This window comes from Erythrobacter sp. (assembly GCF_023653175.1).
Taxonomy (GTDB): Bacteria; Pseudomonadota; Alphaproteobacteria; order Sphingomonadales; family Sphingomonadaceae; genus Erythrobacter.
Genome location: NZ_JAMNXL010000005.1, coordinates 1 through 14,948, shown reverse-complemented (window position 1 = coordinate 14,948; position 14,948 = coordinate 1). Strand labels below are relative to the sequence as shown.

At 67.0% G+C, this 14,948-nt stretch carries 19 protein-coding genes; 12 read left to right on the top strand and 7 right to left on the bottom strand.

Annotation, left to right across the window (positions count from 1 at the left end; translation table 11 throughout):
• Positions 1–198 precede the first annotated feature (198 nt).
• The 3 genes from fumC (at position 199) to NBV68_RS01195 (ending at position 3,765) form a co-directional block, all read left to right on the top strand.
• The gene (gene fumC / locus NBV68_RS01205) at positions 199–1,605 is read left to right on the top strand and encodes a class II fumarate hydratase (RefSeq protein ID WP_296306600.1); all 1,407 of its coding nucleotides are present in this window, start codon (positions 199–201) and stop codon (positions 1,603–1,605) included.
• Positions 1,606–1,739: 134 nt separating this feature from the next.
• Positions 1,740–3,017: a histidine kinase gene (locus NBV68_RS01200; RefSeq protein ID WP_296306553.1), complete on the top strand. Its 1,278-nt coding sequence runs from the start codon at positions 1,740–1,742 to the stop codon at positions 3,015–3,017.
• On the top strand, positions 3,010–3,765 hold the full coding sequence (locus NBV68_RS01195; RefSeq protein ID WP_296306551.1) for a LytTR family DNA-binding domain-containing protein: 756 nt from the start codon (positions 3,010–3,012) through the stop codon (positions 3,763–3,765). Before NBV68_RS01200 ends, NBV68_RS01195 begins: the two co-directional genes overlap by 8 nt.
• Positions 3,766–3,921: 156 nt before the next feature.
• Here NBV68_RS01195 and NBV68_RS01190 read toward each other — a convergent pair whose 3' ends face one another.
• Positions 3,922–4,275, bottom strand: coding sequence for a UrcA family protein (locus NBV68_RS01190; protein ID WP_296306549.1), 354 nt, complete (start codon positions 4,273–4,275; stop codon positions 3,922–3,924).
• Between the two features lie 392 nt (positions 4,276–4,667).
• Between NBV68_RS01190 and NBV68_RS01185 the strand changes: the two genes are divergently transcribed.
• The 4 genes from NBV68_RS01185 to NBV68_RS01170 all read left to right on the top strand — a co-directional run bounded on the left by NBV68_RS01185 (position 4,668) and on the right by NBV68_RS01170 (position 7,085).
• Positions 4,668–4,940: a hypothetical protein gene (locus NBV68_RS01185; protein ID WP_296306547.1), complete on the top strand. Its 273-nt coding sequence runs from the start codon at positions 4,668–4,670 to the stop codon at positions 4,938–4,940.
• Positions 4,941–4,969: 29 nt separating this feature from the next.
• Positions 4,970–5,830 carry a diacylglycerol kinase family protein gene (locus NBV68_RS01180; protein WP_296306546.1) on the top strand — a complete coding sequence of 287 codons (861 nt, stop codon included), beginning with the start codon at positions 4,970–4,972 and terminating at the stop codon, positions 5,828–5,830.
• A complete protein-coding gene (locus tag NBV68_RS01175; protein WP_296306545.1) occupies positions 5,820–6,680 on the top strand; it encodes a metallophosphoesterase in 861 nt (286 codons plus the stop codon). The genes NBV68_RS01180 and NBV68_RS01175 overlap by 11 nt, the downstream gene beginning before the upstream one ends.
• Before the next feature lie 207 nt (positions 6,681–6,887).
• Entirely contained in the window at positions 6,888–7,085 is a 198-nt protein-coding gene (locus NBV68_RS01170; protein WP_296306543.1) for a hypothetical protein, read from the top strand.
• A gap of 75 nt (positions 7,086–7,160) precedes the next feature.
• Here the strand turns inward: NBV68_RS01170 and rpsI are convergent, their stop codons facing one another.
• From rpsI to NBV68_RS01150, 4 genes are all read right to left on the bottom strand, one after another.
• On the bottom strand, positions 7,161–7,676 hold the full coding sequence (gene rpsI / locus NBV68_RS01165; protein ID WP_296306542.1) for a 30S ribosomal protein S9: 516 nt from the start codon (positions 7,674–7,676) through the stop codon (positions 7,161–7,163).
• A complete protein-coding gene (gene rplM, locus NBV68_RS01160) occupies positions 7,676–8,155 on the bottom strand; it encodes a 50S ribosomal protein L13 (RefSeq protein WP_296306541.1) in 480 nt (159 codons plus the stop codon). Before rplM ends, rpsI begins: the two co-directional genes overlap by 1 nt.
• Positions 8,156–8,288: 133 nt before the next feature.
• On the bottom strand, positions 8,289–8,648 hold the full coding sequence (gene cutA, locus NBV68_RS01155) for a divalent-cation tolerance protein CutA (protein ID WP_296306540.1): 360 nt from the start codon (positions 8,646–8,648) through the stop codon (positions 8,289–8,291).
• Positions 8,648–9,718 carry a COX15/CtaA family protein gene (locus tag NBV68_RS01150; RefSeq protein WP_296306539.1) on the bottom strand — a complete coding sequence of 357 codons (1,071 nt, stop codon included), beginning with the start codon at positions 9,716–9,718 and terminating at the stop codon, positions 8,648–8,650. The genes cutA and NBV68_RS01150 overlap by 1 nt, the downstream gene beginning before the upstream one ends.
• A 121-nt stretch (positions 9,719–9,839) precedes the next feature.
• On the opposite strand from NBV68_RS01150, the gene NBV68_RS01145 reads away from it, so the two are divergent.
• The 4 genes from NBV68_RS01145 (at position 9,840) to NBV68_RS01130 (ending at position 12,149) form a co-directional block, all read left to right on the top strand.
• Complete coding sequence (locus NBV68_RS01145; protein ID WP_296306538.1) at positions 9,840–10,229, top strand: MerC domain-containing protein; 390 nt, start codon at positions 9,840–9,842, stop codon at positions 10,227–10,229.
• Positions 10,230–10,278: 49 nt separating this feature from the next.
• Positions 10,279–11,256: a sulfur carrier protein ThiS gene (thiS, locus tag NBV68_RS01140; RefSeq protein ID WP_296306537.1), complete on the top strand. Its 978-nt coding sequence runs from the start codon at positions 10,279–10,281 to the stop codon at positions 11,254–11,256.
• Between the two features lie 67 nt (positions 11,257–11,323).
• Positions 11,324–11,836, top strand: a complete 513-nt coding sequence (locus NBV68_RS01135; protein ID WP_296306534.1) for a hypothetical protein — start codon at positions 11,324–11,326, stop codon at positions 11,834–11,836.
• A 79-nt stretch (positions 11,837–11,915) separates the two neighbouring features.
• Positions 11,916–12,149 (top strand): ribbon-helix-helix domain-containing protein, encoded by a 234-nt coding sequence (locus tag NBV68_RS01130; protein ID WP_296306533.1) that lies wholly within the window; start codon positions 11,916–11,918, stop codon positions 12,147–12,149.
• A gap of 106 nt (positions 12,150–12,255) precedes the next feature.
• Here NBV68_RS01130 and murA read toward each other — a convergent pair whose 3' ends face one another.
• On the bottom strand, positions 12,256–13,536 hold the full coding sequence (murA, locus tag NBV68_RS01125; protein ID WP_296306532.1) for a UDP-N-acetylglucosamine 1-carboxyvinyltransferase: 1,281 nt from the start codon (positions 13,534–13,536) through the stop codon (positions 12,256–12,258).
• Between the two features lie 155 nt (positions 13,537–13,691).
• On the opposite strand from murA, the gene NBV68_RS01120 reads away from it, so the two are divergent.
• Positions 13,692–14,570, top strand: a complete 879-nt coding sequence (locus tag NBV68_RS01120) for a UTP--glucose-1-phosphate uridylyltransferase (protein WP_296306530.1) — start codon at positions 13,692–13,694, stop codon at positions 14,568–14,570.
• Between the two features lie 37 nt (positions 14,571–14,607).
• Here NBV68_RS01120 and NBV68_RS01115 read toward each other — a convergent pair.
• Positions 14,608–14,948, bottom strand: a 341-nt coding sequence (locus tag NBV68_RS01115; protein WP_296306529.1) for a flotillin domain-containing protein, incomplete at its 5' end; no start/stop codon positions are given.

Sequence of the window (14,948 nt, the reverse complement as noted above, 5' to 3'; positions counted from 1 at the left end):
GTATTAGTGCTGCAATACAGCTGGTCAACCCTCTCCTTAAACGTGCCGCCGCGCGCTTCCAAGGCTTTTGCCTGTCATGCACGGCTGCCAAGACCTCGCGTTTTACGCCTTTGACCAAACCGCGCGCTGGTGCTTAGGGGAGCGCGAAACCCAGTGGGGCGCAATTCGACTTAGTGAGGGATGGCTTCGATGAGTGACATGGCGACAAACGGCGGTGACGTGCGGATCGAGACCGATTCGCTGGGCGAAGTGGCGGTTCCGGCCAAGATGCACTGGGGCGCGCAGACGCAGCGCTCGATCGTCAATTTCCCGATCGGCGGCGAGACCATGCCCCCCGCCCTCGTTCGCGCGCTGGGCGTGCAGAAGCTTTCGGCGGCGCGCGCGAACATGAAGCTGGGCGTGCTCGATGCAGGGATCGGCGAGGCGATCGTTCAGGCCGCGCGCGAGGTGATCGACGGGACGCTCGCCGACCAGTTCCCGCTGGTGGTGTGGCAGACCGGCTCCGGCACCCAGTCGAACATGAACGCCAACGAGGTGATCGCGAGCCGCGCGAACGAGATCCTCACCGGCCAGAAGGGCGGCAAGACCCCGGTCCACCCCAACGACCACTGCAACATGGGCCAGTCGTCGAACGACACCTTCCCGACCGCGATGCACATCGCCGCCGCGGTCGAGGCGATGGATCACCTGATTCCGGCGCTGACAAAGCTCCACGGCGCGCTCGACGCCAAGGCGCAGGAATTCGCCGACATCGTCAAGATCGGCCGCACACACCTGCAGGACGCGACTCCGATGACGCTGGGGCAGGAGTTCTCGGGCTACGCCAAGCAGGTCGAATACGGCATCGCCCGGGTCGAGGCGGCGCTGCCGCGCGTGCTCGAGCTGGCGCAGGGCGGTACGGCGGTGGGCACCGGGATCAACGCCAAGGTCGGCTTCGACACCGCCTTTGCCGCCGAAGTCGCTGCCGAGACTGGCCACGCCTTCGTCACCGCCCCCAACAAGTTCGAGGCCCTCGCCGCGCATGATGCGATGGTGGAGATCTCGGGCGCGCTGAACGTGCTCGCGGTCAGCCTGATGAAGATCGCCAACGACATCCGCCTGCTGGGCTCGGGCCCGCGTTCGGGTCTCGGCGAACTCAGCCTCCCCGCCAACGAGCCGGGGTCCTCGATCATGCCGGGCAAGGTCAACCCGACCCAGTGCGAGGCGATGACGCTGGTCTGCGCGCAGGTGATGGGCAACCACATGACCGTGACGGTCGCCGGATCGCACGGGCATCTGGAGCTCAACGTCTTCAAGCCGGTGATCATCTACAACGTGCTGCAATCGATGAAACTGATCGGCGATGCCGCCCACGCCTTCACCGACAATTGCGTCGTGGGCATCGAGGCCAACACCACCCGCATCACCCAGCTGCTCAACGAGAGCCTGATGCTGGTGACCGCGCTCAATCCGCACATCGGCTACGACAACGCGGCCAAGATCGCCAAGAAGGCCCATGCCGAAGGGACGACGCTGAAGGAGTCGGCGCTGGCGCTCGGGCTGCTTACCGAAGAGCAGTTTGCGGCCTGGGTCGTGCCCTCGGACATGATCAAGCCCAGGGATTAAGTGCTGTTGATCGATCCTGAACGGCTGTTCATCATTCGACCAAGGCGAGTCTCCGCCCGACGACATGCGCCCTGCCCGGTAGCCATACACGGGCGGGCGCGGTATCGCTGGTCGGCATAATGGCAACAAACCCGTTGAGCGATACCGCCCCCGCCGAGCCCGCTGCCACCGTGTCGTTCCGCACGGTGCTGTTCTCGATGGTCGTCCTGTGGGCGACCTATTTCGCGCTCACCACTTTCCGTTCGAGCCTGGTGCTCGATCTCAGCCTGCAGCTCGAACTGGGCTGGCGACGGCTGGTGATCACCGCGCTCGGCATCGCGCTGACGATCGTGCTGTGGCTGCTGCTGCGGCTGTTCGATTCGCGCGCGCTGTGGCTCAAGATCTCCGCCGCGATCGCGCTGGCCTTTCCGATCGCGCTCGCCATCGGGCAGGTCAACCAGTGGATCTTCAAGGACATGGAGCTGGCGCAGGAGCAGCTCTACGCCAAGAAATACAACATCAACCTGCGCCGCGACGAAAGCGGTAACCTGTTGGTCGACGTCCCCGTGCGCCGCGTCAGCCCGGCCGGGCAGCCGCCGGCGGCAGACGGCGACGTGGTCGATTCGCAGGCGGTGATGATTGCGCCTGCCGAAAGCTATTCCGATTTCTGGCGCAAACTCCTCGATGTCGCGCTGGGCCGCTATTTCCTGCTGCTGGCCTGGGCCTCGACCTATTTCGCGCTGCTCGCGGGGGTGCAGGCGCGCAGCGCGCAAGCCCGTGAGGAGCAGTTCCGCTCCGCCGCCAAGGCCGCCGAATTGCGCAGCCTTCGTTATCAGGTGAACCCGCATTTCCTGTTCAACACGCTGAATTCGCTTTCCGCGCTGGTGATGACCGGCAAGGCCGACAGCGCCGAACGGATGATCCAGACGATCAGCCGCTTCTACCGCCACAGCCTCGCCACCGAGCCGACCGCCGATGTCTCCTTGCGCGACGAGTTCGATCTCCAGAAGCTCTATCTCGATATCGAGGCGGTGCGCTTTCCGACCCGGCTGGTGACGCGGTTCGACCTGCCCGCCGATCTCGAGGAATGCCGCGTGCCGGGGATGATCCTGCAACCGCTGGTCGAGAATTCGGTGAAATATGCGGTCTCCCCCGTGTCGCGCCCGGTGACGATCACCGTGGCCGCGCGCGAGGAATTCGACCGGCTGGTGATCACCGTCGGCGATGACGGCCCGGGCGTGCCGCAGGGCACCACCCACGGCTTCGGCATCGGGCTGGCCAATGTCCGCGACCGGCTGGAGGCGCGCTTCGGCCCGGACATCGGCTTTTCCTCCACCCCCGTGCCGGGCGGCTATTGCACCGAAATCCGCATCCCCCTGTCGAGGCCCATGAACCGCGAGACCAATCACCGCGAGAGCAACCGCCATGCCTGAGACCGAAACCGAAGAGACCGCCCTCAGAACCCTGATTGTCGATGACGAACCGCTCGCGGTCGAACGCGTGCAGGTGATCTGCGCCGAGATTCCCGCGGTGCGAGTGGTCGGCACCGCGAGCGACGGCGCCGCCGCGCTGCGCCTCGCCGAAAAGCTCGAGCCCGATCTCGTGCTGCTCGACATGACCATGCCCGAACTCGACGGACTCGGGGTGGCGCGCCACTTCGCCGCGCAGCCGCAGGCACCGGTGGTGATCTTTGTAACGGCGCATGACCATTTCGCGGTCGAGGCCTTTGATCTTGAAGCGGTCGACTATGTCCTGAAGCCCGTCTCGGCCGACCGGCTAGAGCGTGCGATCGAGCGCGCCGTCGCCCGCCGCGGCCAGCGCCGCCAGAAGGCGGGGCGCTATCTCGACGAGCTGTGGGTGCCGCATCGTTCGGAGCTGCTGCGGATCGCGGTGAGCGAGGTCCACCAGATCGACGCCGAGCGCGACTATGTGCGCCTCCATGTCGGAGCCGCGGAGAATGCGCGCTCCTACCTGCTGCTGCAGACGATCGCGGGGCTGGAAGAGCGGCTCGATCCCGAACAGTTCATCCGCATCCACCGCTCGACGATCCTGCGCCGCGACCATATCCGCGGGCTGCGGCACGATGGCCTCGGGGTGTGGTCGGCCGAGCTGGTCAACGGCGAGGCGCTGCGGATCGGACGGACCTATCTCGCCCGCGTCAAGGCGATGGCCGGAAGGTAGAGTCCTTGTTTGCGTGCCACCTTCGGTCTGCGTTTCGCCTCAGCGAAACCGCCAGAAAAAACGGCCCGAACCCCAGGGACTGTGAGGGTTCGGGCCGTATGCCGCTCGCGCGCCGGGGTGCGCGGGGCAATGCTGGGGCGGGGGCTCCGGATCGGATCAACCGCCGCGTTGGGCGCGATCCATCAGGGCAGCGACCTTCTGCTTGGCTTCGGCGCGAGCGTTGGCTTTGCACTCCTGGACGCTCTGATCCATGATCCGCGTGCCGGTCTTGTTGCTGACTGCGCGGCAGACCTGACGGACCGCGATTTCGACGCGCCTGTCGAGCTTGCGCTGGCCGGCTTCGGTGGCGAGGTCGAGATCGGAAACGCGGACCTCGGCGGTGCGGGGCGCGGCATTGTCTTCGAACGGGTTGCCGGCGAAGGCCGGGGCGACGAGCGCCGCCGAAAGGCCGGCTGCGGCAAGCGTATGGGTGAACATTTTCGCAAGGGTATTCATCGGGTTATCCTCCATCTCCACAGGGGCCTGAGATCGGGCGGGGGTCCGATCCGGGGGGTGCCAGGCTTCCTGCTGAACCCTTGATACGCCCCCCCGGTGCGAGTCGCACGGCGATGTCGATCAACCCCGGTCAGTCGCTCGACCGGCGCGGCAGCGACATGACCAATGGCGCGAAACGGGCGACAAATGGCGGTTTCCAATCGACCGGCGTGCCCCCATAATCAGAGAGCCTGCCCTTCCGGGGTGAAGGCATTTGCACGGAGTCGGTTTTGGCCCAGCACGAGGAAAGAGGAGGGAGCCATGCTGAAGCCTAGTGACCGACGATTGACGTGGCGGTGGGCCAAAAGCGGCCCGCCCCTTCCTGATGCGATGAAAACGCCTTCACCCCGGCAGGGCAGGCACTGACCATGTCGTCCGCCACCGCGATCATCTTCCTGCTGGGAATCGCCAATTTCGCGATCTTCGGCGCCGTTTTCGCGCGCGGGCACCCGCTGTTTGCGCGCCTCCCCGCGGCGAGCCAGACCTTCGGCCGCCGCGCCGCGATGCTCAGCGAGTTCGCGGTGCTGTTCTTCGCGCTGCTGCTGTCGGTGAAGGGCTGGCCGGGCTTCGCCTGGGCCTACGCGGTCTACTCCGCAGTCAATGCCGGAGCGGCATGGCTCATCCTGAACGGGCGACTTTAGAGCGCGTCGCGCGACAAGGAGAGATACCCATGCCTCAACCCGCGCGCACCCCCTGCTGGCTCGTCGTTAACCCGGCGAGCGGAAGCAATGACGTCAACTCCGCCGAAACCGTCACCGCCGCGCTCGAGACGCGCGGGTTCGACGTTGCACGGGTGATCGCCTTCCCCGACGATTCCCTGCCCGATCCGGCCGCGCTCGATGCGGCAGGGGTGGGGCTGGTCGCGGTCTATACCGGAGACGGCACGATCAATGCTCTGGTGAGCCATCTGTCGGGCTGGGGCGGCAAGGTGCTGGTGCTGCCGGGCGGGACGATGAACCTTCTGCCCCTGCGCCTCCACCGCACCACCGATCTGGGGGCGATCCTCGACATCGTCGCCGGCGGCGGCGCGCTGGCCCGTCGGCCCGCCTGTGTGCGCTGTGCCGCAGGGGTCGCGCTCGCCGGGCTGCTGGTCGGCCCCGGCACATCCTGGAACCGCGTGCGCGAATCGATGCGCAGCGGGGCAATTGCCGAAGTCGCCAAAGAGGCCATCGCCGCGCTGCGCGAGTCCGCCAGCGCCCCCGGCGTCCTCGTCGCCGATCGCCGCGCGAGCCGCGAGGGGGGCTACCCGCTGGTCGAGCTCACCCCCGGCGAGCACGGGGTGCAGATCCTCGGCTATTACGCCGATGCAGCGCTCGATTACACCGCGCAGGCCTGGGCGACACTGCGCCACCGGTTCCGCGAGGGGCCGCACGACAAGCTCGGGCTGGCCGAGGCGATCACGCTGGAGAGCGCGGATGGGGGGGCGCTGGCGTGTCTCATCGATGGCGAACCGGCCGAATGCCCTTCGGGTTCAACCTTTGCGGTGGAGCCATGCGGAGTCGATCTGCTAGCGACCGCGCATGACATCTAGCCCCCTCACCCTGTTCCACCTCTCCGACATCCATTTCGGGTTGGAGGACAAGCGCGCGCTCGCCTGGGTGCGCGAGGAAATCGCGGTCCGGCGCCCGGATGCGGTCATCATCACCGGTGACCACACGATGCGCGCCCGCCATCACGAATTCGCCGCCGCGACGCGCTGGATCACCGCGCTCGAGGTGCCGGTGACGATCGCCATCGGCAACCATGACATGCCCTACTTCAACCTCTTCGAGCGGTTCACCACCCCGTACAAGCGGTTCGAGGGGATGAAGGCGCTGGTCGAGCGCGAGATCGATCTGCCCGGGCTCGCGATCGTGCCCCTGAAGTCGGTGCGGCGCTGGCAGCCGCGCACCAACTGGTCGAAGGGCTGGGTGACGCAGCCGGCGCTGGAGCGCTGCCTTGCCGCGCTCGACCGGCTGCCGGCTGGCACGCGCGCGCTGGTTGCGGTGCACCACCCGCTGCGCGAGGTCGGAACCCACGGCACTGCGCTCACCCATGGCGGCGAGAAAGCGCTTGGCGAACTGGCGAAGCGCGGCGTGCTGGGGGTGCTTTCGGGGCACGTCCACGATGCCTTTGATATCGCCGAGCCGACGCCAGAGGGCCCGGTGCGGATGATCGGCGCGGGCACGCTCTCGCAGCGCACCCGGTCGACTCCGCCGAGCTTCAATGAGCTGGAGTGGGACGGGGCGAGGCTGACCGTCACGGTCCGCAATCTCGAACACGTGCCGACCCCCGACATGCTGATCACCGATGTCCCCGCCGACGCCATGCCTCCGCGCAATCCCGGCGAGCCGGTCGCGCCGGTCGGACAGGTTCCGGCGATCGATCCGCCGGTGCACTGAGCGCGCGGCGCGAAGCGCCCGGCCAGCCGCCTAGTAAACATACGGGGTTCGCGCTTAACCTTTCCTCTATCGCGCGCGTTAAGACTTTCTTGGTGATAGCGGGGGTGCAGGCGCGCGGGGACGGCATGCACCCGATTGTCGTCCACGCGTGTCTGCACCCTCTTTCATCCAGCGCCCCCTGCGAGGGTGCGCGCCAAGCGAAAGGCGATGGGCATGATCAAGGCGGTGATCTTTGGCGCAATCGTTTCGGCGGTGATTGCGGTGGTGATCGGATCGCAGGGCACCAGCGCGGGGCCGCTGGCGATCCACATGGTTTCGCTGGGCGAGGTGCGGATGTTCTGGTCGTGGCCGCTGTTCCTGTCGGGCACGGGTTTGTTCTTCGCGCTGTCGTTGATGCAACGCTGACTCCTGCAGCGCTTGCAAATGAAAAGGGCGGCTCCCTTGCGGGGCCGCCCTTTTCTTGTCCGTTCCAGGAGAGCCTTAGCGCTTCGAGAACTGGAAGCTGCGGCGGGCCTTGGCCTTGCCGTACTTCTTGCGCTCGACCACGCGGCTGTCGCGGGTGAGGAAGCCTTCGGCCTTCACGGCGCTGCGCAGCTCGGGCTCGTACTTGGTGAGCGCCTGGGCGATGCCGTGCTTCACTGCGCCCGCCTGACCCGACAGGCCGCCGCCGCGCACGGTGGCGATGACGTCGTACTGGCCGGTGCGGTCGGTAACGCCGAAGGGCTGGTTGATCACGAGGCGCAGGGTCGGACGCGCGAAGTACGTTTCCTGATCGCGGCCGTTGATGGTGATCTTGCCGGTGCCGGGCTTGACCCACACGCGGGCGACCGCGTCCTTGCGGCGACCGGTGGCATAGGCACGGCCCAGCGCGTCGATCTCGCGCTCGCGCAGCGGTGCGGCGACGCGGGCGATTTCGGCAGCGTCGCCCTGGGGCACGCCGGCGGCGATGTCCTTCAGATCGGCCAGATCGGAGACGGTGGTGGTTTCATCAGACATTATGCGGCCACCTTGTTCTTGCGGTTCATGGAAGCGACGTCGAGCACCTGCGGCTTCTGGCCGTCATGGGGATGCTCGGTGCCGGCATAGAGGTGCAGCGCCTTCATCTGCTGACGGCCCAGGGGCCCGCGCGGAATCATGCGCTCGACAGCCTTTTCGAGCACGCGCTCGGGGAAACGGCCGCCCAGCACCTTGTTGGGGGTGGTTTCCTTGATGCCGCCGGGGTGGCCGGTGTGCTTGTAATAGACCTTGTCGCCCATCTTGTTGCCGGTGAACTTCACCTTCTCGACGTTGATGACGATCACGTGATCGCCGCAATCGACGTGCGGGGTGTAGGTCGGCTTGGTCTTGCCGCGCAGGATGTTGGCGATGATCGCGGCGAGACGACCCACGACGAGACCGTCGGCGTCGATGATGTGCCAGTTCTTTTCGACCTCGGCCGGTTTGATCGACCGGGTCTGCTTGGTGAGCGCCTTCATGGCATGTGTCCTTGGTTCGAAATTTTTCCTGCCCGACCGTCCCTGAAGGGATTGATGCCCGGCAAGAATCACTCGCCCCGACCACAGCCCGGGGAGCGAAGTGGCGCGCAGATGTCGCCTGGGCCTCGCGAAGTCAAGCAAAAGCGCCGTTTTTGGATACGGTAAAATAATACCGCTTGTCCGGGGCGCTCCCTGCAAGCCATGCGAAAGTGGCCGGATGGACGGCGTCGGCGTGCCAGCCGATGATCGCCGGAGTATCGTAGGGGTGGAGCTCGCTGAGGCGTTCAACCACGTCATCGAGCCGCTCGCCGGTGGTCTTGAACAGCACCGCGACCTCGCTGCCGGTAGCGCGCGCGCCCTCCCACACGAAGCGGCTCTCGATGGGCCCGAGGATGTTGGCGCAGGCGATCAGCGCGTCATCGAGCAGCGCGTCGGCGGCGGCGCGGGCGCTGTCGGCGTCGGGGAAGGGGCACCAGACGAGCGCGGCGGCCATCAGGCGCTCCGGGCGAGACCGTGCGAATGCATCGCGCGCACCGTCGCCGCCACGGTCAGCGCCCCGACCAGCTGGTGCGCGGCGGCGATCCAGAGCGAGACGCCGCTCATCACCGTCGCGATGCCGAGCAGCACCATCGTCCCGAAGGCGGCGTTGACCGCGATGCTGGCAAAGCGGTCGGTCTTCCTCACGCCGCGCGCCAGCCACACCAGCGCGGCGACCGCGATCCACGCCCACCAGCGGTGCATGAAGTGCAGGAGGAAGGGATCATTGGCGAGGGTGAACAGCACCCCGTTCGACCAGTCGGTCTCGGGCACCAGCCGCCCGTTCATCAGCGGCCAGTCGCTCGCCGCGTGCCCGGCGTTGAGTCCGGCCACGAAGGCGCCGAGCAGCAACTGCACGAACAGCACGCCTGCCACCAGCGCCGCCCCGGCGGTCAGCGGGGCAGGGCGCGCGGCGGGATCGCGGGCGAGCAGGCGCAGGTCGCGCGCGGTCCACACCAGCCCCGCCAGCAGGAACAGCGCGGTCAGCAGGTGCGCGGCGAGGCGGAAGTGGCTCACATCGGTCAGGTTCGTGGCGCCCACGCCCGAGGACACCATGTACCACCCCAGCGCCCCTTGCCCGCAGATCAGCGCGAACATCGCCATCAGCCGCCAGCCATAGCCAGCGGGAATCGCGCGGCGCAGCGCAAACACGATCAGCGGCAGCAGGAAGGCGAGCCCGATCACCCGGCCGAGGAGGCGGTGGAACCATTCCCAGAAGAAGATGAACTTGAACGCGGCCAGGTCCATCCCCGCCGGGCCGCTTTCCATCCGGAATTCCGCGGTGAGGCGATATTTGGCGAATTCGGCCTGCCACGCCGCCTCGCTCAGCGGCGGGAGGATGCCGCTCACCACGTTCCATTCGGTGATCGACAGCCCGCTCTCGGTCAGCCGGGTGATCCCGCCGACGACGACGATCGTCACCACCAGCAGCGCGACGATCTCCAGCCAGCGGGCAATCGCCAGCGGGCGGGCGCGCGTTGCGGCGGCGGCCGGGAAGAGATTGGACACGGAGGCAGAGGTGGCCATGACGCCGCGTTCTTTGTCCCCGCGCGGCCCTGCGCGCAAGCCCGTTCGCCGCAAAGTGCTGTGCGATAAGCGCAAGTCCGCCTTGCACAATGTAACAACATTACATATGTGCCATCCCAGCATGACCCCCGATGCCCATTCTTCCGCGAGTCGCACCTCGCTCCGCCGCCGACTCGACCAGCTCGGGATCGGGCTTGCGGGTCTTTGCGTATTGCACTGTCTGGCGACGCTGCTGGTGGTTTCGGCGCTGGGCCTTGGCGGGCACTTCCTGCTCGACGAGAACATCCACCGCATCGGTCTGCTGCTGGCGCTGATCGTCGCCGCGCTGGCGATCGGTCGGGGGATGCTGCGCTACGGGCGGCGCGGGCCGTTCTACGTGGCGCTCGGGGGCCTTGCGCTGATGGGCATCGCGCTGCTGGTGCCGCACGGGACCAACGAATTCCTGCTGACGCTCACGGGCGTCGCCATCGTCGCGGCCGCGCATTGGATGAACCTGCGCAGCCCGGACTGATCAAAACGCGCGGGTTGCGCGGGGGCTGCGAGGGACTATGTCTCCGGCCATGACCAAGAGCATTACCCTCAACGGCGCTCCGCACCGCAGCGCCGCCGCGACAATTGCCGATCTGGTGCGCGAGCTTGACCTTGCGCCCGAAAAGGTCGCGGTCGAGCGCAATGGCGCCATCGTCCCCCGCTCGACGCTGGCCGAGGCGCCGCTGAATGCGGACGATGTGCTCGAGATCGTGCACTTTGTGGGCGGGGGCGATCATGCCGAGGATAGCTGGACGGTCGCGGGCCGCACCTTCCGCAGCCGCCTGATCGTCGGCACGGGCAAGTACAAGAGCTTCGAGCAGAACGCCGCGGCTGTCGCCGCGTCCGGGGCGGAGATCGTCACCGTCGCGGTGCGGCGCGTGAACGTCTCCGATCCCAAGGCGCCGATGCTCACCGATTTCATCGACCCCAAGAAGATCACCTATCTGCCCAACACCGCAGGCTGCTTCACCGGCGAGGACGCGGTGCGCACGCTGCGGCTGGCGCGCGAGGCGGGGGGGTGGGATCTCGTCAAGCTCGAGGTGCTGGGCGAGGCGCGCACGCTCTATCCCGACATGCGCGAGACGCTGAAGGCGACCGAGGTCCTCGCGAAGGAAGGTTTTCTCCCGATGGTCTACTGCGCCGACGATCCGATTGCTGCGAAGCAATTGGAAGACGCCGGCGCGGTCGCGATCATGCCGCTGGGCGCGCCGATCGGCTCGGGGCTCGGTATCCAGAACCGGGTGATGATCCGCCTCATCGTTGAGGGCGCCAAGGTGCCGGTGCTGGTCGATGCGGGCGTCGGCACGGCGTCCGACGCGGCGGTCGGCATGGAATTGGGCTGCGACGGCATCCTGATGAACACCGCCATCGCCGAGGCGAAAGACCCGATCCGCATGGCCCGCGCGATGAAGCTCGCCGTGGAGGCTGGGCGCGAGGCCTACCTCGCCGGCCGCATGGCGCGGCGGATGTACGCCGATCCCTCGAGCCCGCTGGCGGGGCTCATTTAGGTTAAATCTACCTAACCTTAAATTAACCATGCTCTGCGACGTTCTCCCAGTCCGAAGGAGACGCGCGATGATGATGCCGATTGCCGAGATGCGGGAATTCGCCGGGTTCGCACCCGCAGAGCAGCGCTACATCAAGCGCAGCCTTGATATCGGCCTTGCCCGCACCGACGCCTTCCGGCGCTGGGGCCGCTCCGAGGCGGAGAACACCGCGATCCGCCGCCAATATGTCGCCTATCAGGATTTGAAGTCCCTGCGCGGCCTGATCCCGCAGGACGGCACGCCCTTTGAAGTCGAGCGCTTCCTCGGCAAGCTGGTGCGCCTTGCCTCCTTCGATCTGGAACAGGAGCGGCTGGCGAGTTTCTCGGCATTCCGCTTCCTCTACGAACGCCTGCTCGGCGCGAGCGTGCGCCCCTACCTTCCGGCCGCCTTCTGCGCCGCCAGCGCCCTGCCCTCGATCCGGCCGGAGCGCCGCAAGCTGCTGCTCCAGAGCCTGAGCGAAGCCGCCGCCACCGCGCCGGGCTGGTCCGAGCGCGAGCCGGTGTTCCTCCCCGAATATGTGGACGACTTCGAAGCGGCCTGATCCGGAGCATCGCGCAGAAAAGTGGGAACCGGTTTTCTGCAAATAGCGATGCGACAACAAAGACTGCTAAGGCCGGGGGATGGAGACTCCCTCCCCCTATCACCCCCCGGTCAAGCGCTCGCTTGCAATCGCGGGCCACCAGACCTCGATCAGCCTCGAGCCGCTGTTCTGGGACATGCTCAAGGCCGCCGCCGCGCGCGAGGGGCTGGCCGTGGCCGCCCTCGTCGCCCGCATCGATGCCGAAAGGATCAAGTCGCCGACCCCGCCCGGGCTGGCGAGCGCGATCCGCGTGTGGCTGGTCACCAACACCTGAATTTCGTCATTGCGAGGGCGAAGGCCGCGGCAATCCATGGACTGCCCCCCTTGGCACGCTCAGGCTCTGGATTGCTTCGCTTCGCTCGCAATGACGAGGTTTGACGTCAGTCGTCCACCCGCTCGATATCCGCGCCGACGAGCTGAAGCTTTTCCTCGAGCCGCTCGTAGCCGCGGTCGAGGTGGTAGAGGCGGCGCACCGTCGTCTCGCCCTCGGCCGCAAGGCCCGCGATCACGAGGCTCATCGAGGCGCGCAGGTCGGTCGCCATGACCTCGGCGCCGGTCAGGCGGTCCACGCCCTTGACCACGGCGGTGCGGCCCTCGGTGGTGATGCTCGCGCCCATGCGTGCGAGTTCGGGCACGTGCATGAAGCGGTTCTCGAAGATCGTCTCCTTGAGCACGCTCGTCCCGTCTGCCTTGGCGAGCAGCGCCATCAGCTGCGCCTGCATGTCGGTGGCGAGCCCCGGATAGGGTGCGGTGGTGAGATCGACCGGCTTCAGCGCGCCGTTGGCGGCGACGTTGATCCCCTTGGCGTCCCAATCGATGTGGATGCCGATCGCCTGCAATGCATGGATCGTCGCCATCATGTCGTCGGCCTTGGCGCCTTCCAAGCGCACCTCGCCCCCGGTGATCGCGGCGGCGCAGGCGTAGGAGCCGGCCTCGATCCGGTCGGGCATGACGCGGTAAGTCGCGCCGTGCAGCCGCTTGACCCCGTGGATAGTGAGGTTGGAGGTGCCCACCCCCTCGATCTCCGCGCCCATGGCGACGAGCATGTTGCACAGGTCGACGATCTCGGGCTCGCGCGCGGCGTTGAACAGGCGGCTGGTGCCGTTGGCGAGCACTGCCGCCATCAGCGCGTTCTCGGTCGCGCCGACCGAGACCACGGGGAAATCGAAGTCCCCGCCCGGCATCCCGCCATCGGGCTGCATCGCCTTCACATAGCCCGCGGCAAGCTCGATTCTGGCGCCGAAGGCCTCCAAAGCCTTCAGGTGCAGGTCTATCGGCCGGTTGCCGATGGCGCAGCCGCCCGGCATCGACACCGTCGCCTCGCCGCTGCGCGCCAGCATCGGGCCGAGCACCAGGATCGAAGCGCGCATCTTGCGCACCAGATCATAGGGGGCAACCGTGGAGGTGATGCGGGTCGCCTCCATGCTCATCACGCGGCCGAAATCCTCGGGCCGCGTGCCCTGGATCACGGTGGTGACCCCGAACTGGTTCATCAGGTGCTGGAACCCGTCGATATCCGCGAGCCGCGGCAGGTTGCGCAGCGTCAGCGGCTCCTCGGTCAGGAGCGCGCAGGGAATCAGCGTCAACGCCGCATTCTTCGCGCCGGAAATCGGGATCGTGCCCTTGAGGCGGTTGCCGCCCTTGATAATCAGCTTGTCCATGGATTCCGCCTTAGCGAAAAGGGCGTTTCGTGCAACTCGCCGCACGAGGGGGGGTGTGACGAATTCTAACAATCATTGACCTGCGTTGTGGCTGAAGGCACGAAGCCAAGCGACGGGCGCAGACGTTTCACGAATTGAATAGCTGAAGGTGTCAAATGTCTCCCAAGCCGATCCGTAAAGCCGTCTTCCCCGTCGCTGGTCTCGGCACCCGCTTCCTGCCCGCGACCAAGGTCGTCCCCAAGGAACTGCTTCCGGTGGTCGACCGCCCGCTGATCCAGTACGCGGTCGACGAGGCGCGGGAGGCGGGGATCGAGCAGATGATCTTCGTCACCGGACGCGGCAAGACCGGGATCGTCGAGCATTTCGACATCGCCTTCGAGCTTGAGCAGACCATGACCGAGCGGGGCAAGGACCTCAGCGTGCTCGATTGCACCCGCGCGACGCCGGGCGATGTGATCGCGGTGCGCCAGCAGGTGCCCTTGGGCCTCGGCCACGCGATCTGGTGCGCGCGCGCGATCGTCGGCGACGAGCCCTTCGCGATCTTCCTGCCCGACGAGCTGATGGTCGCGCGCGAGGGCGGCACCGGCTGCATGAAGCAGATGGTCGAGGCCTATAATGAAGTCGGCGGCAACCTCATCTCGGTGCTCGAAGTGCCGATGGAACAGGTTTCCAGCTACGGCGTGATCGAACCGGGCGAAGCGCGCGGCAACCTGACCGAAGTGCGCGGGTTGGTGGAAAAGCCCCCGGTGGCCGAAGCTCCCTCGAATAAGATCGTCTCGGGCCGCTATATTTTGCAGCCCGAGGTCATGCGGGTGCTCGAGAACCAGGGCAAGGGTGCCGGCGGCGAGATCCAGTTGACCGACGCGATGGCCAAGATGATCGGCACCCAGCCGTTCCACGCGGTGACCTTCGACGGTGCGCGCTATGACTGCGGGAGCAAGGTCGGGTTCGTGCAGGCGACCCTCGCGGTCGCCCTGTCGCGGCCCGATATGGGCGCCGAGGTTCGCGCGATTGCGCTCGATCTACTGAAGTAGCGGGCGAGGGGCAGCAGCGCCGCCCCTCGCACCTTCGCTATTCCGCCGCCTCGCCGGTCGGTGCGTCCCCTGCGTCATTGTCGCGGGCGATGGCCTTTCGTGGGGCAGGCTTGGCCGGGGCAGGCGTTTCCGCTTCCGCCTCCGCCGCGCCCTTGATCAGGCCCGAAAGCGAGGAGCCGTCCAGCCCCAGCTCCTTCATCAACCCGTCGAGCACCGGCGCCTGCGCGCGGTAGGCGAGCGCGGCTGCGACCGCATCGCTGGCGAGATTGCCCGAACCCGAGCCGCCGCCGCTGCCATTCCCGCCGTCATTGGCCGCGCGCCCGCCGCCGGTCAGCCCGTCGACCTGCACGATCTTGATCGAATCGATCGCCTCCATCG

Bases quoted from the DNA above. Each gene is read 5' to 3' on its own strand.
- cutA (WP_296306540.1), bottom strand. From the start codon at position 8,648: ATGGCCGCCGCGCTCGTCTGGTGCCCCTTCCCCGACGCCGACAGCGCC.
- NBV68_RS01195 (WP_296306551.1), top strand. From the start codon at position 3,010: ATGCCTGAGACCGAAACCGAAGAGACCGCCCTCAGAACCCTGATTGTC.
- thiS (WP_296306537.1), top strand. From the start codon at position 10,279: ATGACCAAGAGCATTACCCTCAACGGCGCTCCGCACCGCAGCGCCGCC.
- NBV68_RS01190 (WP_296306549.1), bottom strand. From the start codon at position 4,275: ATGGAGGATAACCCGATGAATACCCTTGCGAAAATGTTCACCCATACG.
- NBV68_RS01175 (WP_296306545.1), top strand. From the start codon at position 5,820: ATGACATCTAGCCCCCTCACCCTGTTCCACCTCTCCGACATCCATTTC.
- NBV68_RS01170 (WP_296306543.1), top strand. From the start codon at position 6,888: ATGGGCATGATCAAGGCGGTGATCTTTGGCGCAATCGTTTCGGCGGTG.
- NBV68_RS01120 (WP_296306530.1), top strand. From the start codon at position 13,692: ATGTCTCCCAAGCCGATCCGTAAAGCCGTCTTCCCCGTCGCTGGTCTC.
- NBV68_RS01145 (WP_296306538.1), top strand. From the start codon at position 9,840: ATGACCCCCGATGCCCATTCTTCCGCGAGTCGCACCTCGCTCCGCCGC.
- murA (WP_296306532.1), bottom strand. From the start codon at position 13,536: ATGGACAAGCTGATTATCAAGGGCGGCAACCGCCTCAAGGGCACGATC.
- rpsI (WP_296306542.1), bottom strand. From the start codon at position 7,676: ATGTCTGATGAAACCACCACCGTCTCCGATCTGGCCGATCTGAAGGAC.
- fumC (WP_296306600.1), top strand. From the start codon at position 199: ATGGCGACAAACGGCGGTGACGTGCGGATCGAGACCGATTCGCTGGGC.
- NBV68_RS01150 (WP_296306539.1), bottom strand. From the start codon at position 9,718: ATGGCCACCTCTGCCTCCGTGTCCAATCTCTTCCCGGCCGCCGCCGCA.
- NBV68_RS01185 (WP_296306547.1), top strand. From the start codon at position 4,668: ATGTCGTCCGCCACCGCGATCATCTTCCTGCTGGGAATCGCCAATTTC.
- NBV68_RS01180 (WP_296306546.1), top strand. From the start codon at position 4,970: ATGCCTCAACCCGCGCGCACCCCCTGCTGGCTCGTCGTTAACCCGGCG.
- NBV68_RS01135 (WP_296306534.1), top strand. From the start codon at position 11,324: ATGATGATGCCGATTGCCGAGATGCGGGAATTCGCCGGGTTCGCACCC.
- NBV68_RS01130 (WP_296306533.1), top strand. From the start codon at position 11,916: ATGGAGACTCCCTCCCCCTATCACCCCCCGGTCAAGCGCTCGCTTGCA.
- rplM (WP_296306541.1), bottom strand. From the start codon at position 8,155: ATGAAGGCGCTCACCAAGCAGACCCGGTCGATCAAACCGGCCGAGGTC.